Origin of the sequence: Cupriavidus taiwanensis (genome assembly GCF_900249755.1) — a bacterium.
In the GTDB taxonomy this organism is placed as follows: domain Bacteria; phylum Pseudomonadota; class Gammaproteobacteria; order Burkholderiales; family Burkholderiaceae; genus Cupriavidus; species Cupriavidus taiwanensis_D.
Genome location: NZ_LT976854.1, coordinates 2,138,561 through 2,159,701 on the forward strand (window position 1 = coordinate 2,138,561; position 21,141 = coordinate 2,159,701).

21 protein-coding genes and 1 pseudogene are annotated in these 21,141 nt (G+C 69.5%); 11 read left to right on the plus strand and 11 right to left on the minus strand.

What is annotated here, in order from left to right:
- Positions 1 to 4: 4 nt before the first annotated feature.
- The gene (locus CBM2594_RS25180; protein ID WP_116359484.1) at positions 5 to 196 is read right to left on the minus strand and encodes a DUF1289 domain-containing protein; all 192 of its coding nucleotides are present in this window, start codon (positions 194 to 196) and stop codon (positions 5 to 7) included.
- Between the two features lie 21 nt (positions 197 to 217).
- Positions 218 to 1,276: a 3-keto-5-aminohexanoate cleavage protein gene (locus tag CBM2594_RS25185; RefSeq protein WP_116359485.1), complete on the minus strand. Its 1,059-nt coding sequence runs from the start codon at positions 1,274 to 1,276 to the stop codon at positions 218 to 220.
- 116 nt (positions 1,277 to 1,392) lie between these two features.
- Between CBM2594_RS25185 and CBM2594_RS25190 the strand changes: the two genes are divergently transcribed.
- On the plus strand, positions 1,393 to 2,397 hold the full coding sequence (locus tag CBM2594_RS25190) for an AraC family transcriptional regulator (protein ID WP_116359486.1): 1,005 nt from the start codon (positions 1,393 to 1,395) through the stop codon (positions 2,395 to 2,397).
- A 66-nt stretch (positions 2,398 to 2,463) separates the two neighbouring features.
- On the opposite strand, the pseudogene CBM2594_RS25195 reads toward CBM2594_RS25190, so the two are convergent.
- From CBM2594_RS25195 to argG, 4 genes and pseudogenes are all read right to left on the minus strand, one after another.
- A pseudogene (locus CBM2594_RS25195) lies at positions 2,464 to 3,628 on the minus strand (porin).
- Positions 3,629 to 3,695: 67 nt separating this feature from the next.
- Positions 3,696 to 3,914, minus strand: a complete 219-nt coding sequence (locus CBM2594_RS25200; protein ID WP_373457610.1) for an alpha/beta hydrolase — start codon at positions 3,912 to 3,914, stop codon at positions 3,696 to 3,698.
- A 16-nt stretch (positions 3,915 to 3,930) separates the two neighbouring features.
- Positions 3,931 to 5,289 (minus strand): MFS transporter, encoded by a 1,359-nt coding sequence (locus CBM2594_RS25205; RefSeq protein ID WP_116359488.1) that lies wholly within the window; start codon positions 5,287 to 5,289, stop codon positions 3,931 to 3,933.
- 241 nt (positions 5,290 to 5,530) lie between these two features.
- The gene (argG, locus tag CBM2594_RS25210; RefSeq protein ID WP_116359489.1) at positions 5,531 to 6,856 is read right to left on the minus strand and encodes an argininosuccinate synthase; all 1,326 of its coding nucleotides are present in this window, start codon (positions 6,854 to 6,856) and stop codon (positions 5,531 to 5,533) included.
- A 323-nt stretch (positions 6,857 to 7,179) separates the two neighbouring features.
- Here argG and CBM2594_RS25215 point away from each other — a divergent pair, with 323 nt between their 5' ends.
- From CBM2594_RS25215 to CBM2594_RS25225, 3 genes are read left to right on the plus strand one after another with little or no spacing between them, the layout of a single operon-like run.
- A complete protein-coding gene (locus CBM2594_RS25215; RefSeq protein WP_116359490.1) occupies positions 7,180 to 8,343 on the plus strand; it encodes a CaiB/BaiF CoA transferase family protein in 1,164 nt (387 codons plus the stop codon).
- Between the two features lie 54 nt (positions 8,344 to 8,397).
- Positions 8,398 to 9,357 (plus strand): Bug family tripartite tricarboxylate transporter substrate binding protein, encoded by a 960-nt coding sequence (locus CBM2594_RS25220; RefSeq protein WP_116359491.1) that lies wholly within the window; start codon positions 8,398 to 8,400, stop codon positions 9,355 to 9,357.
- A gap of 29 nt (positions 9,358 to 9,386) precedes the next feature.
- Complete coding sequence (locus CBM2594_RS25225; protein ID WP_116359492.1) at positions 9,387 to 10,163, plus strand: enoyl-CoA hydratase; 777 nt, start codon at positions 9,387 to 9,389, stop codon at positions 10,161 to 10,163.
- A gap of 15 nt (positions 10,164 to 10,178) precedes the next feature.
- Here CBM2594_RS25225 and CBM2594_RS25230 read toward each other — a convergent pair whose 3' ends face one another.
- Positions 10,179 to 11,126 carry a LysR family transcriptional regulator gene (locus CBM2594_RS25230; RefSeq protein WP_116359780.1) on the minus strand — a complete coding sequence of 316 codons (948 nt, stop codon included), beginning with the start codon at positions 11,124 to 11,126 and terminating at the stop codon, positions 10,179 to 10,181.
- 288 nt (positions 11,127 to 11,414) lie between these two features.
- On the opposite strand from CBM2594_RS25230, the gene CBM2594_RS25235 reads away from it, so the two are divergent.
- From CBM2594_RS25235 to CBM2594_RS25245, 3 genes are all read left to right on the plus strand, one after another.
- Complete coding sequence (locus CBM2594_RS25235; RefSeq protein WP_116359493.1) at positions 11,415 to 11,840, plus strand: VOC family protein; 426 nt, start codon at positions 11,415 to 11,417, stop codon at positions 11,838 to 11,840.
- Positions 11,841 to 11,938: 98 nt separating this feature from the next.
- Positions 11,939 to 12,142, plus strand: coding sequence for a SlyX family protein (locus CBM2594_RS25240; RefSeq protein WP_018005787.1), 204 nt, complete (start codon positions 11,939 to 11,941; stop codon positions 12,140 to 12,142).
- A 122-nt stretch (positions 12,143 to 12,264) separates the two neighbouring features.
- Entirely contained in the window at positions 12,265 to 12,813 is a 549-nt protein-coding gene (locus tag CBM2594_RS25245) for a DUF1439 domain-containing protein (protein WP_116359781.1), read from the plus strand.
- 43 nt (positions 12,814 to 12,856) lie between these two features.
- Here the strand turns inward: CBM2594_RS25245 and CBM2594_RS25250 are convergent, their stop codons facing one another.
- The 3 genes from CBM2594_RS25250 to CBM2594_RS25260 form a co-directional block, all read right to left on the minus strand.
- Positions 12,857 to 13,774: a DMT family transporter gene (locus CBM2594_RS25250; RefSeq protein ID WP_116359494.1), complete on the minus strand. Its 918-nt coding sequence runs from the start codon at positions 13,772 to 13,774 to the stop codon at positions 12,857 to 12,859.
- A gap of 372 nt (positions 13,775 to 14,146) precedes the next feature.
- Positions 14,147 to 15,010 carry an NAD-dependent protein deacetylase gene (locus tag CBM2594_RS25255; RefSeq protein ID WP_116359782.1) on the minus strand — a complete coding sequence of 288 codons (864 nt, stop codon included), beginning with the start codon at positions 15,008 to 15,010 and terminating at the stop codon, positions 14,147 to 14,149.
- Between the two features lie 11 nt (positions 15,011 to 15,021).
- Positions 15,022 to 15,246, minus strand: coding sequence for an oxidoreductase-like domain-containing protein (locus tag CBM2594_RS25260; protein ID WP_232346750.1), 225 nt, complete (start codon positions 15,244 to 15,246; stop codon positions 15,022 to 15,024).
- A 278-nt stretch (positions 15,247 to 15,524) separates the two neighbouring features.
- Between CBM2594_RS25260 and CBM2594_RS25265 the strand changes: the two genes are divergently transcribed.
- The 4 genes from CBM2594_RS25265 to CBM2594_RS25280 all read left to right on the plus strand — a co-directional run bounded on the left by CBM2594_RS25265 (position 15,525) and on the right by CBM2594_RS25280 (position 19,884).
- Positions 15,525 to 17,840 carry a patatin-like phospholipase family protein gene (locus CBM2594_RS25265; protein ID WP_116359495.1) on the plus strand — a complete coding sequence of 772 codons (2,316 nt, stop codon included), beginning with the start codon at positions 15,525 to 15,527 and terminating at the stop codon, positions 17,838 to 17,840.
- Positions 17,841 to 18,078: 238 nt separating this feature from the next.
- On the plus strand, positions 18,079 to 18,513 hold the full coding sequence (locus CBM2594_RS25270; RefSeq protein ID WP_116359496.1) for a YeeE/YedE family protein: 435 nt from the start codon (positions 18,079 to 18,081) through the stop codon (positions 18,511 to 18,513).
- Positions 18,514 to 18,516: 3 nt separating this feature from the next.
- The gene (locus tag CBM2594_RS25275; RefSeq protein WP_116359497.1) at positions 18,517 to 18,942 is read left to right on the plus strand and encodes a DUF6691 family protein; all 426 of its coding nucleotides are present in this window, start codon (positions 18,517 to 18,519) and stop codon (positions 18,940 to 18,942) included.
- Positions 18,943 to 19,035: 93 nt separating this feature from the next.
- Complete coding sequence (locus tag CBM2594_RS25280) at positions 19,036 to 19,884, plus strand: IclR family transcriptional regulator domain-containing protein (protein ID WP_116359498.1); 849 nt, start codon at positions 19,036 to 19,038, stop codon at positions 19,882 to 19,884.
- 81 nt (positions 19,885 to 19,965) lie between these two features.
- Here the strand turns inward: CBM2594_RS25280 and CBM2594_RS25285 are convergent, their stop codons facing one another.
- Complete coding sequence (locus CBM2594_RS25285; protein ID WP_116359499.1) at positions 19,966 to 21,141, minus strand: NAD(P)/FAD-dependent oxidoreductase; 1,176 nt, start codon at positions 21,139 to 21,141, stop codon at positions 19,966 to 19,968.

The window sequence follows — 21,141 nt, forward strand, 5'->3', positions numbered from 1 at the left end:
TCCGTTATCTAGTATGGATGCTGGTTGAGCGGCGTGCCGGCAGCGCGGCCAGCACCAGAGCGCGTTCGGTTTCGCTCATGCGCAGCCAGCGGCCGATTTCCACCCGGGTCCTGCCGCAACCCTGGCAATAGCGGTTGGCAAGATCCATCCGGCAAATGTTGATGCAGGGATTGGCGAGGGCTTCGGCGTGATGCATCGCTGGCTCCGGGGATGGCGGTCAGGCCGCCGCGCGCTGCGGCAGGTTCTTCTGCCCCGCCTTGCGGTTGGGCGCCATGCCATTGGCTTCCAGCGTGGCGTCGGCGCTGTCGTACCAGGTGCCGATGCGGTAGATCTCGCGCGCTTCCTGGCCCGATGCGATCTCGCGGCCCAGTTCCTGCGCCACGCGCACGCACTGCTCGATCTGCTGCACCGAGGTCATGCGGTTGCCGTGCTGGTCGATGATGGTGTCCTCGATGCCGCAGCGCGGGTGCAGGCCCATCGCCATCGCCATCATGTTGAACGGCAGCACGTTCTTCAGCAGCGATTCGGCGGTCAGCGTGCAGCCGTCCGGCGCGCGATGCACGAAGTTGAAGAAGTTGAACGGGTTGGGGCCGTCGAAGCCGCCGCCGATGCCGATCCAGGTCAGGTTCAGCGGCCCGGTGTAGACGCCGGCGCGCACCAGCCGCTCCAGCGTTTCCAGCGCATGGATGCCGGTCAGCTGGAAATGCGGCTGGATGCCCGCGGCCTGCAGCCGGCGCAGGTGCTCTTCCACCCAGCCCGGGCCGGCCGGCACGGTCATTTCGCGATAGGCGGCCTGGTAGGCCGGGTGTTCCAGCGAGGTGCCCTTCAGGTATTCCGGATAGAGCAGCTCCATGATGTTCATCTGCGTGGTGTTGATCGCCACGGTCACCTGGTCGGGCTTGGGCTGCAGCTCCGCCAGCATGTGGCGGGTGTCGTCGGACAGCCACTTGGCCGCCTGGCCGTCGTCTTCCGGCGCAAACGAGATCGAGCCGCCCACCTGGATGATCATGTCCGGCACCGCGGCGCGCACGCCGGCGATCAGCTCGTTGAACTTGGACAGGCGCTTGGAGCCCTTGCCGTCCAGTTCGCGCACGTGCAGGTGCAGCACCGTGGCGCCGGCGTTGTAGCAGTCCACGGCTTTCTGGACCTGCGCTTCCATGGTGACGGGGATGTCTTCGGGGAAGTCCTGCGGCATCCATTCCGGGCCATACGGGGCCACGGTGATCACCACCTTGTCCATATTCTCGGGGTGCAGGGAATCGTCGAGGAATTGCATTGATCGCTCCGGTTGGTTGGTCACTGGAGTATCGATCAACGGACCGCGGCGATTTGACGATCCGGGACATCCGATTTACATTTCGGGACACTCAGGGAAAGCACGGAATCCGCCCCATGTCCTACTATCTGCGCAGCGCCAGCCTGACCAATTACGTGGAAGTCGCGCGTTCGCTGGGGCTGGATCCGTACCAGCAACTGAGGTCGGCAAGGATCAACCGCTCGGTGCTGCTCGATCCCGATATCCGCATCCCCGCGGCCTCGGTCGGCCGCTTGCTGGATGCGTCGGCACACGCCGCCGGAGCCGACGATTTCGGCCTGCGCATGGCCGAGCTGCGCGAGTTCTCCAACCTCGGCCCGCTCGCCTTCGTGGTGCGTGAAGCGCCCACGCTGCGCCGCGCGCTGGAGTCGATGGTGCGCTATATGGGCCTGCAGAATGAGTCCCTGTCGATGCGTATCGAAGACAGCGATGAACTGGTGATGATCCGGCTGCAGGTGCTCACCGAAGCGCCGGGCACCTTGCGGCAGGCCGCCGATCTCGCGGTCGGCGTGGTGTTCCGGATGCTGAGGCTGTTCCTGGGGCAGTCCTGGCGGCCGCGCAGCATCTGCTTCACCCACCCCGCGCCGGCCAGCGCGGCCACGTTTTCACGCGTGTTCGGCATGCCCTGCGGCTTCAACCAGGATTTCGACGGCATCGTCTGCCTGGCCTCGGACCTGGAAGCGCCGTTGCCGTCGTATGACCCGGTGATGGCGCAGCAGGTGAAGCACTATCTCGGCACGCTTCTGGCGCAGTCGACCGCGGCGACCATGTCGGACATGGTGCGCAAGCTGGTCTATGCATTGCTGCCCACCGGACTGTGCTCGGTCGAACGCGTGGCCCAGCACCTAAGCATCGACCGGCGCACCGTGCACCGCCGGCTCGGGCAGGAACATACGACCTACTCCGAGATCCTTGCCGAGGCCCGTGCCGACCTGGTGATCCGCTACCTGGAGAACCGCGAGCGTCCGCTGTCGGAAGTGGCCGCATTGCTGGGGTTCTCGTCGCTGAGCGCGTTCTCGCGCTGGTTCAGCGGGCGTTTCGGGTGCAGCGTGTCGGCATGGCGGGCGCAGGCGCACCAATAAAAACGCCGCCGGCGCACAAGCGGCGCGGCGGCGAAGACGAGCATCGGGCGGGTCGCTACGACCGGATCAGAACTTGTGCCGCATCCCCAAAGCCACGCCAACCATGCTGCGCTGCCCGTTGGCCGCGGCATAGCTGTTGCCCAGCGACAGGCTGTTGGCATAGATCGTCGCCAGCGACTCCAGCATCAGCCCGGCATTGCGGGCATAGGCCGTCGACAGGTACACATCCGTGCGCCGCGAAAACGCATAGTTGGCAACAAAGGCAACCTGCCACGGGTTGGCCACCTGCGTATTGCCGAACAGGCTCCTGACGTTGTCGTAGTTGTACTCCAGCGTCAGCCCCAAGGGCGGGGGTGACCTGGTAGTTGGCGCCGATCCAGTAATAGTCGTCGCGCTGGATCACCACGTCGGCGGCATTCTTGTTCTGGCCCCAGCGATAGCCGCCCATGATCTTGGCCGGACCAAAGGTGTAGCTCGCCGCCACCACGGCCTTGCGCACGGTGCCATTGCTGGTGCCGATGGTGGGGTTCCACTGGTCATAGCCGAGGGTGGCGCCGAACGGTCCGGTTGAGTACGCCAGCGAGGCCCCGTAGGCGGTGTCGCGCCGGAACTGTCCGGGCACTTCGCCATTGCCGCCGATAGGCGTGGCAATGCCGACCGTTTGCGGCAGCGCCAGCCCGGCGCCGAACGACCAGTGCGCGCGCGCCGTCAGCGGGCCGAACTGGCCGGTGTACTTGACCGTGTTGTCCTCGCGGAAATTGGCGCCCGCCTGCAGCACCACCGGTTCATATTGCGTGGCGTAGGCGGTAGGCGAGAAGTTCGCCAGCGCTTCGAAGATCGACGTGTACTGGCGGCCCAGGCTGAGCTGGCCGATGCCGGCGCGCTGCAGCGCGACATAGGCCTGGCGGCCGAACAGGCGGCCGCCCTGCTGCAGGGTGCCGTTGTCCAGGCTGAAACCGCTTTCCAGCACGAACGACGCCTGCCATCCCGCACCAAGATCTTCCGCGCCGCGCAGGCCCCAGCGCGACCCGGACAGCCCGCCCGAGGCCATGCGCAACACCTTGTCGCCCGGCCCCGGGTTGAACCCATTCGCGGCAACGGGCACGGCGCCGACGCGGTTCACGTATTCGACATTGACGTCCGCCACGCCATACAGCGTGACCGACGATTGCGCGGCGGCCGCCAGCGGGCAGCCCAGCATCAGGGCCATCACGGTGCTTCTGGTTTTCATTGATCTCCTCCTTGATTGCCCGGCCTTTGCGGCCGGATTCTTTTGTGATGCCGCGGATGCGGCGAGGTCACGAATCGCGCGTGACCAGGGTGCCCAGTTCTGCCAGCAGGTCATGGGCACGCGGCCACGCGCCATAGCCCGCGGCAGGGTTGAGGTGGCCGACGTTGCCCAGGTCCGCCAGCCGGCTGCCCCATGCCGCAGCCATCTCCGTGACGCGCGCATGGCTGGCCAGTGGGCCCCCGGCGGCATGGTCGCGCAGGATGGTGGATGAAGGGGTAGCAGTCATGGTGGGCACGGAAGGGTCAGGCAGGAACGGCGTGCGGCACGGGCTGACCATGCAGGCGCCGCAGGTCCGCGGCATAGTGACGGCGGCCAATAACGAACAGCAGCGTGGCGGCGGCGCCGGCCAGCGGAATCCACTGCAGCGCGCCGGTCAGGCCGATGCGGTCGGCCAGCACGCCGGTGAGGAACGGCCCCGGTGCCAGCCCCAGCAGGTTGTTGATCAGCGTCAGCGTGGCAAATGCGGTGGCGTGGATATCCGGCCGCGTCAGGTTGGCCACCATTGCGCTGGCGGGGCCGGCGCAGCCGCCCACCAGCAGCATGCCGGCGCCGATCAATGCCAGCTGGAAGGTGCCGGCAGGCAGCCGGAACGCCGTCATCAGCAAGACGCAGCACGCTGCGCTATAGGCGACGGCCATCGGCCATTTGCGGCCGGGCGCGTGTCGCGCCACGCGGTCGGTCAATGCGCCGCAGGCGACCATGCCGGCACCGGATGCCAGCACCAGCAACGCCGCAGTCACGCCGGCACGGTCGCCAGCCATGCCGTAGTCGCGCGCCAGGAAGCTTGGCAGCCACGCCAGCAACGCGGCCATCACCAGCAATTGCAAGGCGCTGCCGGCGCAGGCGCACAGCATGGAGGGCACGGCCAGCAGTTCGCGCGCGAGGCGGCGCGGCGCCAGCCGGTGCGCCCAGGCCGCGTCGTTGTCGCCGTCCCCGTGCATGGCGCCAACGCGCTGCTGCAGCCGGCGCAGCCGCTGCTCGCTGATCGTCAGCGCGTAGCACGCCACCATCGCCAGCCCGAACGCTGCCATCCCGGCAAAGGCCATGCGCCAGCCAAAATGCGCGGACAGGATGCCACCCAGGCCCATGCCCAGCACCGAGCCGAACGCGCCGCCGGCGATGAATGCCGCGCTCAGGCTGGCGCGCAGATGGCGCGGGAATACCGACACGACCACCGCGATCCCCACGCTGCCATAGGCGGCCTCGCCGATGCCGACGCAAAGCCGCGCCAGGAACATCTGGCCGAAGCTGTCCGCCAGCGCGCAGCCCAGCGTGGCCAGGCTCCACAGCGCCGCCATCAGCACCAGGCTGCGCACCCGTCCCCAGCGGTCGGCCAGCAGCGACAGCGGAATCGCGAGCACGCCCACCATCAGCGCCACCACGCCGCCGAGCGCGCCCAGCTCCGTGTCACCGAGCTGCCATTCGGCCTTCAGCAGCGGAAACACCGCGTTGAGCACCTGGCGCGACATATAGTCCGACAGCAGCAGCGCGAACGTCAGCGCAAAGACGAGCCACGCATAGCGCGGTCCGGCGGCAGCGGACAGGGCCGGCGTCGCCGGCGTCGCCGGCTCTGCGGCAAGGCCAAGGCGGGGTCTGGACATGGGCGTCTCCGGAAGCAGACCGGCGGTCTTCGCGCCGCCGTGCGTTCACAGCCCGCCGCCGAAGGGCGACGAGCGCATGCAGTATCTGGCGACCGGGACTGCGCGGTTTGATATTCCGGGACGTACGTTTGACATTCCGGGACAGCTGGGGAAAACGCCGAGACGAAAAAAAACCGGCACCCGAAGGTGCCGGTAGGTGCCGGTTCTGGCTGGCCCGCCGTCAGGCGAGGCGCGGCGAAGCTCAGTCTTCCAGCTTCGGCAGCGAGGCGCTGACCTTGGTCGACAGCAGGCCGCTCTTGGCATACGTCTGCAGCTTCTCGCGCGTGTCGACGATATCCAATGTGCGCATGGTCAGCTGGCCGATACGGTCCAGCGGCGTGAACATCGACTCGCCCTTTTCCATGGTCAGCCGTTCCGGCTTGTAGGTCAGGTTGGGCGAGGTGGTGTTCAGGATCGAGTAGTCGTTGCCGCGGCGCAGTTCGATGGTGACTTCGCCGGTGATGGCGCCCGCCACCCAGCGCTGGGCGGTTTCGCGCAGCATGATGGCTTGCGGGTCGAACCAGCGGCCTTGGTACAGCAGGCGGCCCAGGCGGCGGCCGTTGTCGCGGTACTGCTCGATGGTGTCTTCGTTGTGGATGCCGGTGATCAGGCGCTCGTAGGCGATGAACAGCAGCGCCAGGCCCGGGGCTTCGTAGATGCCGCGGCTCTTGGCTTCGATGATGCGGTTCTCGATCTGGTCGCTCATGCCCAGGCCATGGCGGCCGCCGATGGCGTTGGCTTCGGCGAACAGTTCGACGCTGTTGGCGAAAGTCTTGCCGTTCAGCGCGACCGGCTGGCCTTCTTCGAAGCGCACGGTGACTTCCTCGCGCTTGACCTCGACCTCATCGCGCCAGAACTGCACGCCCATGATCGGCTGCACGATGCGGATGCCCGAATCCAGGTGCTCCAGGTCCTTGGCCTCGTGGGTGGCGCCCAGCATGTTGGAATCGGTCGAGTACGCCTTTTCGGCCGACATCTTGTAGTCGAAGCCGTTCTGGCGCATGAACTCGGACATCTCGGCGCGGCCGCCCAGTTCATCGATGAACTGCTGGTCCAGCCAGGGCTTGTAGATCTGCAGGCCGGGGTTGGTCAGCAGGCCGTAGCGGTAGAAGCGCTCGATGTCGTTGCCCTTGAAGGTGCTGCCGTCGCCCCAGATGTTGACGCCGTCTTCCTTCATCGCGGCGACCAGCATGGTGCCGGTGACGGCGCGGCCGATCGGGGTGGTGTTGAAGTAGGTGATGCCGGCGGTCGAGATATGGAAGGCACCGCACTGCAGCGCGGCGATGCCTTCGGCCACCAGTTGCGCGCGGCAGTCGACCAGGCGGGCTTCCTCGGCGCCGTAGGCCTTGGCGCGGCGCGGGATGTCGTCGTAGTCGGGCTCGTCGGGCTGGCCCAGGTTGGCGGTGTAGGCGTAGGGGATGGCGCCCTTCTGGCGCATCCAGAGGAGTGCCGCGCTGGTATCAAGGCCGCCGGAGAAGGCGATACCGACGCGCTGGCCGGTAGGAATGTGCTGCAAGATGGTAGTCATCGCCAGAAATCAATGTGAATTTGTCGGCTCTTGGACGGGCTTCCACTGCGTCGGCCGCAAGCGGCCGGGGGCGGCGGGAAGCACGGCGACGCGGCCGGCCGAGTCACGTGCCGAGTCAGTGCCAAACGCGAATTGTGACACGGCAGCGCCCACGCGCCAAACGCGGGGGCTGTCGGGGGCGCCGGCGCCACCCGCGCGCGCGCCGGCCGCACGCCATCCGGGCGTTCAAATCCGGCGAACGCGCCTTTCAAAACTCTCGACTGGATTCGCGCCGATACCCCTCCCTATACTGCGCCGCACTGTTGTCGGAAAGCGGAGTCGTCATGCTGCATCGCGCCCTGGAGGGAATCCGGGTCCTGGATTTGTCGCGCATCCTGGCCGGTCCCTGGTGTACCCAGAACCTGGCCGACCTGGGCGCCGAGGTGACCAAGGTCGAACACCCCGAACGCGGCGACGATACCCGCGGCTGGGGGCCGCCGTATCTCGATGCCCCGGCCGGTACCGAAGGCGATCCGCGCCTGTCCGGCTACTTCATCTGCTGCAACCGCGGCAAGCGCTCGGTCACGATCGACTACGGCACGGCCGAGGGCGCCGCGCAGGTGCGCGAGCTGGCGCGCCAGGCCGACGTGCTGGTCGAGAACTACAAGGTCGGCACGCTGCGCCGCTACGGGCTGGACTACGACACGCTCAAGGCAATCAACCCGCGCCTGGTCTACCTGTCGATCACCGGCTTCGGCCAGAGCGGGCCGATGGCGGACAAACCCGGCTACGACTACGTGTTCCAGGGCATGGGCGGGCTGATGAGCTACACCGGCCAGCCCGACGGCACGCCCGGCGCCGGCCCGCTGCGCACCGGCGTGGCCGTGGTCGACCTGTCCACCGGCATGTATGCCACCTCGGCGGTGCTGGCCGCGCTGTACCAGCGCCAGGCCACCGGCGCGGGCGCGCATCTGGATATCGCGCTGCTCGACGTCGCGGTGGCGATGAACGCCAACCAGGCCGCCAACTACCTGGTGTCGGGCCAGAACCCGCAGCGCAGCGGCAACGCCCACCCCAACTGCGCCCCCTATGAAGTATTCCGCTGCGCCGACGGCCACCTGATCCTGGCGATCGGCAACGACAGCCAGTTCGCGCGCTTCTGCGCCGTGGCCGGCATCCCGGCGCTGGCGCAGGACCCGCGCTACGCCACCAATTCCGCGCGCATCGAACACCTGGACGCACTGCGCGCCCGGCTGACCGCGCTCTTCCCCACGCGCACCCGTGCCGCCTGGACCGAGGCCTTCGATGCCGCCGGCGTGCCCTGGGGCCCGATCCACACCATGGACGAAGTCTTCGCCCATCCGCAGGTGCAGCACCGCCGGCTGATGCAGGTGGCTCAGCACCCGGTGATGGGGCGCGTGCCGATGGTGCGCAACCCGATGCTGGCCGGGCACGAGGGCCCGCCGGCAGCGCCGCCGCTGCTGGGCGAACACAGCCCGCCGCGCTGACCTGCCCCGGACCCGTCACCCCATACCGATAACCCTGACACGGAGACACCCACCATGAAACCAGCCCTTATCGCCATGGCGCTGCTCGGCATCGCCGGCACCGCGCACGCCGCCTACCCCGAGCGGCCGATCAAGCTGATCGTGCCCTACGCGGCCGGCGGCACCACCGACATCATCGCCCGCATCGTCGGCACCCGCCTGGGCCCGGTGCTGGGCCAGCCGGTGGTGATCGAGAACCGCCCCGGCGCCGGCGGCGCGGTCGGCAGCGCTTACGCCGCCAAGCAGCCGGCCGACGGCTACACGCTGGTGATGGAGGTGGAAAGCTCGCACGCGGTCAACCCCAACGTCTACCTGAAGACCGCCTACGACCCGGTCAAGGACTTCGCGCCGATCAGCAACCTGGCCGACGTGCCCAACGTGCTGGTGGTCAATCCGTCCTTCCCGGCCACGGACCTGGCGTCGTTCATCAAGCTGCTCAAGGCCAACCCCGGCAAGTATTCGTTCGGCTCGTCCGGCAACGGCGGCCTCAGCCATATGAACGGGGAGCTGTTCATGAACGCCACCGGCACGCGCATGCTGCACGTGCCGTACAAGGGCCTGGGCCCGGCGCTCAACGATGCGGTGGCCGGCCAGATCCAGGTGGTGTTCGACAATATCCCGTCGTCGTCGGGGCTGATCGAGGGCGGCCGCCTGAAGCCGCTGGCGGTGGCCGCGAAGCAGCGCCTGAAGGTGCTGCCCAACGTGCCCACCTATGCCGAGGCCGGCCTGCCGGCGATGAACAACCCGTCGTGGTTCGGCCTGGGCGCGCCGGCCGGCACCCCCGCCGCCATCCTCGACCAGCTCAACGACGCCGTGCGCAAGGTGCTGGCCGAGCCGGAGGTGATCGCCGCCATCGAGAAGCAGGGCGCGATCCCGGCACCGACCTCGCGCAAGGCCTTCGGCGACCTGATCCGTGGGCAGAACGCGCACTGGAAGCAGGTGGTCGAGGACATCCGCTTCACCAAGCTCCAGTAAGCAAGCTCCAGTAACCCACAAGGACCGACATGAGCACACTTCAGCAGGAACCGCACGCCGGCGTCGAGATCGACGCGCGCGGCATTGCCACCGTCACCATCCGCGAGGCGGGCTCGCTCAATATCCTGAGCACGCCGGTAATCGCCTCGCTCACGCGCGCGATCGAGGCGCTCGCCGCCAATGACGCGGTGCGCGTGCTGGTGCTGCGCGGCACCGGCGACAAGGGCTTTATCGGCGGGGCCGACATCAAGGAAATGGCCGCGCTCGACCGCGCCAGCGCCGAGGCCTTCATCAGCGGGCTGCGCCGGCTGTGCGATGCCGTGCGCCACCTGCCGGTGCCGGTGATCGCGCGCATGCCGGGCTGGTGCCTGGGCGGCGGGCTGGAGCTGGCGCTGGCGTGCGATATCCGCATCGCCGCCGACAACGCGCAGCTGGGCATGCCCGAGGTGAAGGTCGGCATCCCGTCGGTGATCCATGCCGCGCTGATGCCGCGCCTGATCGGCAACGCGCGCACCGCGTGGATGCTGCTGACGGGCGAGATCTCTGACGCCGCCGAGGCGCTGCAGTGGGGCCTGGTCAGCCGCGTAGTGCCGCTGGACGGGCTGGACCAGGAAGTCGAGCGCGTCGCCGCGCTGCTGGCGGGCTTTGGCCCGGTCGCGGTGCGCCAGCAGAAGCGCCTGCTGCGCGAGTGGGAAGACGCGCCGCTCGACGTCTCGATCGACAACAGCGTGACCGAGTTCGGCAGCGCCTTCGACACCGGCGAGCCGCAGCAGCACATGGCCACCTTCCTGAACCGCAAGCGCTGAGGCAGCGGACTGCAGCTACGGCGCCGTGGCAGCCACGGCGCCGCCTTCGCGCGTGGCCACCACGCGCGGATCGTTGAGCAGGAACTGCGCGAACGCCTCGGCAAACGCGGGCAGCTTGCCGTCGGCGCGCACGATCAGGTTCAGCTCGCGCAAGGCCCACGGCTCGGCCAGCCGCACTCCCGCCACGCGCGCCTCGCGCAAAGCCTGCGCCGCCACGCTGCGCGGCACCAGCGCCACGCCCACGCCGGCCTCGGCCAGCGACAGCACCGCATCGAAGCTGTGCGCATGCAGGCGCACGTTGGGGCCTTTGCCCGCGCGCTGCGCCATCTCGCGCAGGAACAGGAAGTTGCTGCTGGTGCGGCTCATGCAGACAAAGTCGAACGCCAGCGCCGCGCCGAAGCGCACCTCGGGCTCGCGCGCCAGCGGGTGGTCCGCCGCCATCACCAGCATCAGCTCGTCGCGCGCATAGCGCACCGAGCGCACGCCGGCCGCATCGCCACCACTTTGGAAGTCTCCGGCCAGGATGCCGACATCGGCCTCGTGCGCCGCCACCGCCGCCAGGATCGACTGGCTGGCGCGCTCCTCCAGGTCGATGTTCACGTCCGGATTGGCCAGCAGGAAGCGGCTCACGCTGGGGATGATGAAGCCGTTGAGCGAGCTGCTGTTGGCCAGCAGCCGGATATTGCCCTTCAGCCCGGCCGAGAAGCGCCCCACTTCGCCATGCATGCGCTCGACGCCAAGCAACAGCTCGCGCACGTGGACCAGCAGGGTTTCGCCGGCCGGCGTCAGCTCCATGCCGCGCGCGCTGCGCACGAACAGCGGCGTGCCCATGGCGTGCTCGAGGTTCTTCAGCCGGTAGCTCGCCGCCGACGCGGTGATGTGCGTGGCCGATGCGCCGCCGGACAGGCTTTGCGCATCGGCAATGGCCTGGAACAGGCGCAGGTCGGTCAGTTCGTAACGCAAGGCAACTCCATTGGGGCCGCGGCAGTCGAAACGGTGGCGATGGCCGGCGGCGTCGCGGCCCATTCTAGTGCACCGCGCCGGACTTGCCGGCGGCCGCGCGCGCAGCGCCGTCGCGGATTCAATGTGGACGTCGTCCATTTTCTTTGCTAAGGTATTGTGGACGGCGTACACAAACGTGTGTGCCATTGCCGGACGTGCCGGTTCGCGGGCCCAGTCTCGCGGCCTGAAGACGGCGCGCCGTGCCGATATCCGGCTGCCCCAGGGCAGCCCCCCTTCACAGGAGTTGTCATGCAAGTCCAGCCCTATCTGTTTTTCGAAGGCCGTTGCGATGAAGCGGTCGAGTTCTACAAGCAGACCCTTGGCGCCAGGGTCAACGCCCGGATGACCTTCGCCGACAACCCCGACGCCGGCAAGGGCGGCGAAGGCTGCCAGCCCGGTGCCGGCGCCCGGGACAAGGTCATGCACCTGGAATTCCAGGTCGGCGACAGCATCATTTTGGCTTCCGACGGGCAGTGCTCGAACCAGCCCGCGTTCCAGGGCTTCGGGCTGGCGATCACGTTCCCCGACAAGGCCGGGGTCGAGAAGGCCTTCAACGGCCTGAAGGAAGGCGGCCAGGTGCTGATGCCGCTGGACAAGACCTTCTTTGCCGACCAGTTCGGCATGGTGGCCGACCGTTTCGGCATCATGTGGATGCTGCTGACGGCGCCGAAGTAATCCCCGCACGCGGGTTATCCTGCCGGCGGCGCGCAGTCCCGGGCGATGGGCCCGGCAATGGGTTTACAATGCGCGCCGCCCGCCGGAGAAACCTAGCCATGGACGATCGCATCAACGAACTCGAAATCAAGCTCGCCTTCCAGGAAGACCTGCTCGATACCCTGAACAGCACCGTGGCCCGCCAGCAGCAGCAAATCGACCTGCTGCAGGAACAGTTCCGCGCGCTGTACCAGCAGGTGCGCAGCGCCGCCACCACCGCGGCCGAAGCCGACCCCCTGCAGGAAATCCCGCCGCACTACTGAGCCGGACGGCCCGGCCCCCGGCCTACCCATTGCCGATGTGACGGAACGCCGCCCCTGCCGGGGTAGTCTGACAGGCTGATCCCATTTGCCGCGCCGTCCCCATGGCGCGCCCGATCCGCCACATGCGCCTGACACCCTCCCTGCTGCTTGCCGCCGCCTGCATCGCCGCCCCGGCCGTTGCCGGCTACAACGTCTGGACCGGCGAATATTCCCTGAGCCGCCAGGAACTGCAGACCGAACTGGACAAGCGCTTCCCCGCCACGCTGCGCTACGCCGAAGTCGTCAGCGTGCAGCTCAGCCACCCGCGGCTGGTGCTGGATGAAGCCAGCAACCGCATCACCACCCATGTCGACGCACGCCTGACCAACGGCCTGCTGCCTTCGCCACCGGTCGACGGCAAGCTGGCGCTCAACAGCGGCGTGCGCTACGACCCGGCCAGGCGCGCGGTGCTGCTCGACAACCCGACCGTGCAGCAGGTCGAAGTCGCCGGCATGGCGCAATACCGCGAACAGCTCAACGCCATCGGCGCCGTGGTCGCGCAGCAGTTGCTGAAGGATTACCCGATCTATACCTTCAAGCCGGAGGAACTGCGCGTCGGCGGCAAGGACGTGGAGCCGGGCGCGATCACGGTGGGCAAGGATGAGGTCAGGGTGGAGGTGAAGCAGCGGTAGGCGCGGCCTGCGGCAGCGCCCTTGCCCCTGCCCCGTCCCGGCATCAACCCTTGGTGCCCCGAAACACCAACCCCAGCCCCGCCAGCACCGCCCCCATCCCCGCCAGCGCCAGCGGCGCCATGCGATTGCCCAGCAGCAGGTAATCGAGCGCCGCCGTGCCCGCCGGCACCAGGTAGAACAGGCTGGTCACGTTGACCAGGTTGCCGGCGTGGATCAGGCGGTAGAACAGCAGCGTCGCGCCGATCGAGATCCCGAGCGACAGCCACAGCAGCGGCGCGGCAAACGCCAGCGACGCTTCGAAGGCGAAGGGCTGGAACGGCAGGCACAGCAGGCAGGCCGCCAGGCTGGCGCCGTACTGCAGCGGCAGCACTTCGGCGGGGGCGCGCACGCTGCGCTTCTGCAGGATCGCGCCGACTGTCATGCTGGCCAGCGAGGCCAGCGCGCACAGCACGCCCGCCGGCGACAGCCGGGCCAGCAGCAGGCTGTCGGCGACGACCATGGCCAGCCCCGCGAACGCCAGCGCCAGGCCGCCGAGGCGCGCGGCACTGACGCGGCGCTCGGTCAGCAGCAGCGTCAGCATCGGCTGCGCGCCGAGCACCGTGGCCAGCACGCCGGGCGTCATGCCGCGGTCCAGGGCCAGGAAGTAGAAGACCGAGTAGCCGCCGATCAGCAGCAGGCCCGCGCCGGCCGTGTGCAGCCGCTCGCCGCGCGGCGGCAACAGGCGCCTGCGCGCCAGGCCGATCGCGCCCAGCACGGCGCACACCAGCGCAAAGCGCAGCGTCAGCAGGGCAAACGGGGTGGCATGGTCGAGCGCCAGCCGGGCGGCGATGGCGCCGCTGCTCCATAGCAGCACGAACAGCGGCGTGGCCCAGAGGGCGGTGGATGCGGTGTGCGCGGTGTGCGCGGTGTGGGTTCTGCGCGCGGCGTCGCAGCGCGCCGCGCAGTCTTCGTGGTGGGTCATGGCTTGTCATCTGTCGTCAGCTTGGCGGGCTCCGGCAACGCGCATCGACAGGCGGCCACGGCACGGCGGCAGCGCGCACGCGCGTGCGGCTGCCGTGCGCGCGCGCGCACGAAGGCGGGACTACCGGAGACGAGTGGGGCTGGGGCGCGTGCCCGTCAGCCGCGTGGCGGCGGCGGGTGTGCACCGCCAGGGAACGGCGGCGGCGGCGCGACAGAGGTGAACGCAGGCTGGCGACGCGGGCACGGCAGCGCGCGGCCCGGGGGCGCGGCGATGACGGGGCGTTGGCGGTCTGCGGTCATGGTGGGAAGCGGGAAGGTCAGGAAAACGTGGAACCAGCGATGTGGCGATGCTATGCCCTGTGCGGCGGTCGCGTCAACGCAATCCTGCAGTGCCCGGCTGCAGCCGCTGCACCAGGGCCTGCAACGCCGGTGCGCAGCCGGCCTCGACCTTCAGCGCCAGCATGGCATCGGCACGCGTGGTGCCCAGGTTGAGCGCGGCCACCGGCTTGCCCATCTGGCCCGCCCAGACGCAGAAGCGGTAGCCGGAATAGACCATCAGCGACGATCCCACCACCAGCATCGCGTCGGCGGCGGCCAGCGCCGCGCGGGCGGCGTCGACACGCGGGCGCGGCACGGATTCGCCGAAGAACACCACGTCGGGCTTGAGGATGCCGCCGCAATGGCCGCAATCCGGGACCTGGAACTGCGCGAACAGCGGCGATTCGAAATGCACGTCGCCATCGGCGGCGGGCGGCGCGATCACGTCGCGCAACGCGGCGTTGCGCGACACCAGCCACTCCTGCAGGCCGGCGCGGTCATGGCTGGCGCCGCAGTCCAGGCAGATGGCGCTGGCCAGGCTGCCGTGCAGCTCGATCACGCCCTGGCTGCCGGCGCGCTGGTGCAGGCCGTCGACATTCTGCGTGACCAGCGCCGTCATCCGGCCCTGCTCACCGAGCCGCGCCAGCGCATGGTGCGCGTCGTTGGGCCGCGCCTGCCCCGCCAGCGGCCAGCCGAGCATGCTGCGCGCCCAGTAGCGCTGGCGTCCGGCATGCGAGCCGAGAAAGGCCTGCAGCGTGATCGGCGGCGAGCGCTGCCACTGGCCGCGCGCGTCGCGGTAGCCGGGAATGCCGGAATCGGTGCTGATGCCGGCGCCGGTCAGCACGAACAGGCGCGGGTGGCGCTGCACGAAATCGAACAGCGCCGCTTCGGCTGCCGGGGAAGGCTGCGGTGGCTGCATCGCCAGCGTGCTCACGTGGACGGTTCCTCGGCCTGGCGCGCGGCCTGGCGCGCTTCCCACGCCCGCAGTGCCTCGCGGTAGCGGTCCAGCTCCTGGTAGTAGTAATCGAAGATGCAGGGATCGCAGCCGGAGCCGCAGCACTCGCCGTCGGCGGGCCGTTCCGGCGGCTCGGGGCGGGGATCGTCGGGGGTGATCGTGGAACCGGCTAGGGGGGCGGCGGGGACGACGGGAGACACTTGAGACACTTGCGGAACGCGCGCGCGGCGCCAGGGCAGACCAAGCCCCCAGTATATTCCGGCGCGCGCGCCGGTGCCCCGCGTGCCTTCGTGTGCCTGCGGGCGGCGCCACGAGCCGATCTGCACACTTCCGAAGCGCGTGTTGAATTGTTTTGCCGGGTGGCGCGCACAGGGCCTGCACGCCACGTTTTGCCGGAAGATAGCCGGACCTCCCGCCACGGCAACCGGCCGCGCAGCGGATTGCGACCGATTGCACGGATTGCGACCCCGATCGAGCCATGAAGGCAGCCCCACACCATTGCCTGCGCCACGCCAGCGTGCTGGGCACGCTCGCGGCCCTCGCGCTGGCCGCCGGCACCGCGATGGCCGCGGACCGCCCCGGGCCCGGACGCGACGCTGACGCCGACGCTGCCGCAAGCCTTGCCGCCCCCGCTCCAACGCCAGCCCATACGCATCCGGCCGCGGCCGCGCGTCCGCGCATCTGCCTGGTGCTGTCGGGTGGCGGCGCGCGTGGCGCGGCGCATATCGGCGTGCTCAAGGTGCTGGAGACGATGCGCATCCCGGTCGACTGCATCGCCGGCACCAGCATGGGTTCGCTGGTCGGCGGCGCCTACGCCACCGGCATGGGGCCGGCCGAGATGGAGCGGCTGGTCGGCGGCCTTAGCACGGACAAGCTCTTCAAAGAGCGGCCGCCGCGCCAGGACCTGACCGTGCGGCGCAAGCAGGACGACTTCACCAACCTGATCACGCCCGAGATCGGCTTGCAGGCGAGCGGCCTGCTGCTGCCCAAGGGCGCGGTCTCCGGCGTGCAGCTGGAAACGGTGCTGCGCCAGCTGGCCCGGACCCCGGGCTTCCGCGACTTCGACCAGCTGCCGATCCCGTACCGCGCCGTGGCGACAGACCTGGTGGCAGGCACGCCGGTGGTGTTCAGCCAGGGCGAGCTGGCCAACGTGATGCGCGCCAGCATGTCGGTGCCCGGCGCGGTGGCGCCGGCGGAATACGAGGGCCGGCTGCTGGTCGACGGCGGCCTGACCGACAACCTGCCGGTCGGCGTGGCGCGCGCCATGGGCGCCGATATCGTCATTGCCGTGAACCTGGGCACGCCGCTGATGAAGCGCGAGGAACTGACCTCGGTCATCGGCGTGACCGGCCAGATGCTCAACATCCTGACCGAGCAGAACGTGCGCGCGTCGCTGGCCTCGCTGCGGCCCACCGACGTGCTGATCGAGCCCGCGCTGGGGGATTTCTCCGCGACCGACTTCGACCACCTGCCCACCACCATCCCGATCGGGGAGGCCGCCGCGCGCAAGGTGGCCGACCGCCTCGCGCCGCTGGCGCTGCCGCCGGCGCAGTATGCCGCATTGCGCGCGGCGCAGCAGGCGGTGCAGCCGCCCGACACCCGCCCGGTCGACGAGATCCGGCTGGCGCCGCTGCATCGCGTCAATCCGGAGTATGCGACCGCGGTGATGCAGACCCGGCCGGGCGAGCCGATCGACCAGGCCGCGCTGGACCAGGACATGCGCCGGCTGTTCGGCACCGGCGACTTCGAGCACGTGAACTACGGGATCCTGGAAGAGCCGGGCCGGCGCGTACTCACCGTCAATGCGGTGGAAAAATCGTACGGCCCGGACTACCTGCGTTTCGGGCTGGGGCTGAGCTCGGACTTCCGCGGCGATGCCTACTTCAACCTGATCGGCAGCTACCGGCGCACCTGGCTCAATGCACTGGGGGCGGAATGGCGCACCGACGTGCAGGTGGGCCAGACCTCGGCGCTGACCAGCGAGTTCTACCAGCCGCTGGATACGCGCCAGTACTTCTTCATCGCGCCGCGCATCGAGCTGGAGCGGCGCCCGGTCAATGTGTTCCAGGGCAGCACGCGCATCGCCACCTACGACGTGCGCCGCTTCGACGTCGCGCTCGACGTCGGCAGCCAGTTCACCAAGTACGGCGAGCTGCGCGTCGGGGTGCAGACCGGCTCGGAGCATGCCACCCTCAGCACCGGGCCGGCGTCGCTGTCGCCGGGGCCAGGCAATATCCGGCGCGGCGCCATCACCGGCCGACTCTTCTTCGACCAGCTCGACAGCGTCGACTTCCCGCGCTTCGGCTATGCCGGCGGCTTGCGGATCTACGCCTCGCAACCCGGGCTCGGGGCCGACCGCGCCTATGTCAAGGCGCAGGCCGACGGCGTCTACGCACATTCGTTCGGCGACCACACCGTGTCGTTCGGCTTCAAGGTTGGCGGCAATCCCGGCGGCAACCCGCTGCCGCCCTATGACCTGTTCCAGTGGGGCGGCTTCCTGCAGCAGTCCGGCTACGCCACCGGCCAGCTGATGGGCGGCAACCTGCAGTTTGCGCGGCTGGTGTACTACAACAAGCTGGCGCGGCAGACGCTGCTGCAAGGCGTCTACGCCGGGTTCTCGATGGAGGCGGGCCGCGTGGGCGATCCGCTGGTGCCGGGCAGCCCCACCGGGCTGCTCAAGTCCGGGTCGCTGTTCCTGGCGCTCGACAGCCCGCTCGGGCCGCTTTACCTGGCCTATGGCCGCGCGGCGGCAGGCGTCTACAGCTTCTACCTGTACCTGGGCAAACCGTTCTGAGGCGGCGCATCAATGTGCGCCCGCGGTACCCCACCAAAGTTGTATGTAATGTCTTAATTCAAATGTCTATACTTTTGCTGTCACCAAGACCCCCTCTTGAATGACAACCTTCCCCGGTCGCCGCTTCCCCAGCGGCGACATTTTTATGGGCGCGTGCCGGCGAATGGCGCGCCTATAATCCCTGCCTCGGGCTGCACTTGCAGCCGCCTCCGCGCCACCGTTCCGCGCGCACCGCTTCATGCAGATCGATTTCCACCATTTCACGCCCTGGCTGTCGCTGGCCGGCGGGCTTGTCATCGGCGTCGCGGCGGCGCTGATGATCCTGGGGCTGGGCCGCATTGCCGGCATCAGCGGCATCGTCGGCGGGCTGCTGCGGCTGCCGCACGGCGACACCGCCTGGCGCGCCGCGTTCGTCATCGGCCTGCTGCTGTCGCCATGGCTGGCCACCGCGTTCGATGCCATGCCCGCGGCGCACATCGACGCGGGCTGGACCGAGGTGCTGGTCGCCGGCCTGCTGGTGGGCCTGGGCACGCGCTACGCCGGCGGCTGCACCAGCGGCCACGGCGTGTGCGGCCTGTCGCGCGGATCGGTGCGTTCGCTCGCGGCTACCGCGACCTTCATGGCGGCCGGCTTCCTGACGGTGCTGGTGCAGCGCCACGTACTGGGAGGCTGAACCATGGGCACGCTGCTGGCGTTGCTGGCCGGACTGGTGTTCGGCATCGGCCTGATTCTGTCGGGCATGGCCAACCCGGCCAAGGTGCTGGGCTTTCTGGACCTCGCCGGCGCCTGGGACCCGTCGCTCGCCTTTGTCATGGCCGGCGCGATCGTGTTCGGCGTGGCGGCGTTCGCGCTGGCGCGCCGGCGCCAGCGCTCGTGGCTGGGGCTGCCGATGCAGTGGCCGGCGCTGGCCGCGGTCACGCCGCGGCTGCTGCTGGGCAGCGCCGCGTTCGGGGTGGGCTGGGGCCTGGCCGGATTCTGCCCGGGCCCGGCGCTGGTCGCGCTGGGTGCGGGCTATGCCAAGGCCTGGGGCTTTGTCGCGGCGATGCTGGCCGGCATGGCGCTGTTCGAAGTGGCGGAGGCACTGGCGCGACGGCGCCGTTGATGCGGCGCAGCATGCAATGAATGCTGGCCCCCGGCGGCCGACCGGTTTAACATTGCGCGATTATCGAACAACCGTAGACCACCCCCGCCTCCCATGGATGTCCTCCGCCCCATCGGTCTTGGCCATGCCCAGGCCGACACCGTCCGCGTTGCCCGGCCCCAGGCCGACCTGCTTTCCAGCTTTGCCGGCGATCCCAACTTCATGCTGTCGCTGGCGCGCGGGCTGACCGTGCTCGAAGCCTTTTCCGAACGCAAGCGCCCGCTGACGATTTCGCAGGTGGCGCAACGCACCCAGCTGTCGCGCGCGTCGGTGCGGCGCTGCCTGTATACGCTGGAGCAGCTCGGCTACGTCAGCCAGCAAGACGGGCAATTCGCGCTGCGCCCGCGCGTGCTGCACCTGGGGCATGCGTATTTCTCGTCGACCTCGCTGGTGTCGCTGGCGCAGCCGATCCTGGACAACCTGAGCGCGCGCATCCACGAGACCTGCACGCTGGCGATCCTGGACGGCACCGACATCCTGTACCTGGTGCGCTCCGAGGTGCAGCGCGTGCTGAACTATTCGCTGGGCATGGGCAGCCGGCTGCCGGCCTACTGCACCTCCAACGGCCGGCTGCTGCTGGCGCACCAGCCCGCCACGGTGCTGGACGGCTTCTTCGAGCATGCCGAGCTGCGCCCGCGCACGCTGCAGACCAAGGTCTCGCGGCAGGAACTGGAAGCGTGCTTCGAGCGCGCCCGCGAAGTGGACTACGTGATCGTCGACGAAGAGCTGGAGCCCGGGCTGCGCGCCATGGCGGTGCCGGTTCGCTCGGCTTCGGGCATCGTGCTGGCGGGGCTGAGCGTGAGCGTGCGCGCCGCGCGCGTCTCCGAAGCCGACATGATCACGCGGCTGCTGGCGCCGATGCGCGAAGCCGCCGCCGCGATCGGCCGCATGGTCGGGTCCTGATCCTGCGGCTTGCCGGCTGGGCCGCTGGCCCGCTCACCGGCCCGCTTACCGGCCCGCTTACCGGCCCGCTTACCGGCCCGCTTACCGGCCGGCTTGCCCGCGCAGCCGCGCGGGACTGAGCATGGCGGCGCTCACGCCGTGGTCGGCGATATGCGCCGGCAGCGGCCGCCCCTGCGCCAGCGCGGCGCAGGCCTCGCCCATCGCGGCCGAGGTCTGGATGCCATAGCCGCCCTGCGCGGCCACCCAGAAGAACCCTTCCGCCGCGGGATCGAACCCGCCCACCAGGTCGCCGTCGGCAACGAACGAGCGCAGTCCGGCCCAGGTCCGCGCCGGGCGGCGGATGGTCAGCGTGGTCGCGGCTTCGATCTGGTGGATGCCCATGGCGATGTCCAGTTCCTCGGGCTGCACGTCGTGCGGCGGCACCGGGTCGGCATTGGCCGGCGAGCCGAGCAGCATGCCGGCATCGGGCTTGACGTACCAGGTCTCGTCGAAGCCGTAGAACATCGGCCAGCGCGAAACATCGATCCCCTCGGGCGGGGCAAACACGAAGGCCGAACGCCGGCACGGCTGCAGCCCCACCGGCGCCACGCCCGCGCGCCCGGCCACCACATCGCACCATGCGCCCGCCGCGTTGACCAGCACCGGCGCGCGGTAGATGTCGGCGCCGGCGTGTACGTGCCACAGGCCGTCGCGCCGTTCGATCGCGGCAGCCTCGGCGCCGCAAGCGAGCAGGCCGCCGTGATGGCGCACGCCGCGCAGGTAGCCCTGGTGCAGCACATGCACGTCCATGTCGGCGGCATCGGGCTCCAGCACCGCGCCCAGCACCAGTTCCGGCCGCAGCACCGGCACCAGCGCGCAGGCGCCGGCGCGGTCGAGCCGTTGCGCCCGGGCGCCCAGGCCGGCCAGCACCTGCCAGTGCGCGTCGAGCTGGTCCTGTTCGCCCGGGCGCGCCAGCATCATGGCGCCGCGCGGCGACAGCACCGGATGGTCGGCAAACCCGGCGGGCGGGGCATCGAGGAAGGCGCGGCTGGCCATGGTCAGGCCGCGCACCTGCGGCGTGCCGTAGCTTTCCAGGTAGAGCGCGGCCGAACGGCCGGTGGCATGGTAGCCAGGCTGAGACTCGCGCTCGAGCACGATCACGCTGCCCGCGCGCGCCAGCCAGTACGCCACCGAGGCCCCGGCAATGCCGGCGCCGATGACGAGGTAGTCAGCCGAAAACTGCTTGCCGCCGGCCGGAGCCGGATCGCTGTGGACCAT

Coding starts and splice junctions, on each gene's coding strand:
- CBM2594_RS25265 (WP_116359495.1), top strand. CDS start 15,525: ATGAAGGCAGCCCCACACCATTGCCTGCGCCACGCCAGCGTGCTGGGC.
- CBM2594_RS25235 (WP_116359493.1), top strand. CDS start 11,415: ATGCAAGTCCAGCCCTATCTGTTTTTCGAAGGCCGTTGCGATGAAGCG.
- CBM2594_RS25190 (WP_116359486.1), top strand. CDS start 1,393: ATGTCCTACTATCTGCGCAGCGCCAGCCTGACCAATTACGTGGAAGTC.
- CBM2594_RS25275 (WP_116359497.1), top strand. CDS start 18,517: ATGGGCACGCTGCTGGCGTTGCTGGCCGGACTGGTGTTCGGCATCGGC.
- CBM2594_RS25250 (WP_116359494.1), bottom strand. CDS start 13,774: ATGACCCACCACGAAGACTGCGCGGCGCGCTGCGACGCCGCGCGCAGA.
- CBM2594_RS25185 (WP_116359485.1), bottom strand. CDS start 1,276: ATGCAATTCCTCGACGATTCCCTGCACCCCGAGAATATGGACAAGGTG.
- CBM2594_RS25220 (WP_116359491.1), top strand. CDS start 8,398: ATGAAACCAGCCCTTATCGCCATGGCGCTGCTCGGCATCGCCGGCACC.
- argG (WP_116359489.1), bottom strand. CDS start 6,856: ATGACTACCATCTTGCAGCACATTCCTACCGGCCAGCGCGTCGGTATC.
- CBM2594_RS25200 (WP_373457610.1), bottom strand. CDS start 3,914: ATGACTGCTACCCCTTCATCCACCATCCTGCGCGACCATGCCGCCGGG.
- CBM2594_RS25270 (WP_116359496.1), top strand. CDS start 18,079: ATGCAGATCGATTTCCACCATTTCACGCCCTGGCTGTCGCTGGCCGGC.
- CBM2594_RS25280 (WP_116359498.1), top strand. CDS start 19,036: ATGGATGTCCTCCGCCCCATCGGTCTTGGCCATGCCCAGGCCGACACC.
- CBM2594_RS25205 (WP_116359488.1), bottom strand. CDS start 5,289: ATGTCCAGACCCCGCCTTGGCCTTGCCGCAGAGCCGGCGACGCCGGCG.
- CBM2594_RS25285 (WP_116359499.1), bottom strand. CDS start 21,141: ATGGTCCACAGCGATCCGGCTCCGGCCGGCGGCAAGCAGTTTTCGGCT.
- CBM2594_RS25255 (WP_116359782.1), bottom strand. CDS start 15,010: ATGCAGCCACCGCAGCCTTCCCCGGCAGCCGAAGCGGCGCTGTTCGAT.
- CBM2594_RS25215 (WP_116359490.1), top strand. CDS start 7,180: ATGCTGCATCGCGCCCTGGAGGGAATCCGGGTCCTGGATTTGTCGCGC.
- CBM2594_RS25245 (WP_116359781.1), top strand. CDS start 12,265: ATGCGCCTGACACCCTCCCTGCTGCTTGCCGCCGCCTGCATCGCCGCC.
- CBM2594_RS25180 (WP_116359484.1), bottom strand. CDS start 196: ATGCATCACGCCGAAGCCCTCGCCAATCCCTGCATCAACATTTGCCGG.
- CBM2594_RS25240 (WP_018005787.1), top strand. CDS start 11,939: ATGGACGATCGCATCAACGAACTCGAAATCAAGCTCGCCTTCCAGGAA.
- CBM2594_RS25225 (WP_116359492.1), top strand. CDS start 9,387: ATGAGCACACTTCAGCAGGAACCGCACGCCGGCGTCGAGATCGACGCG.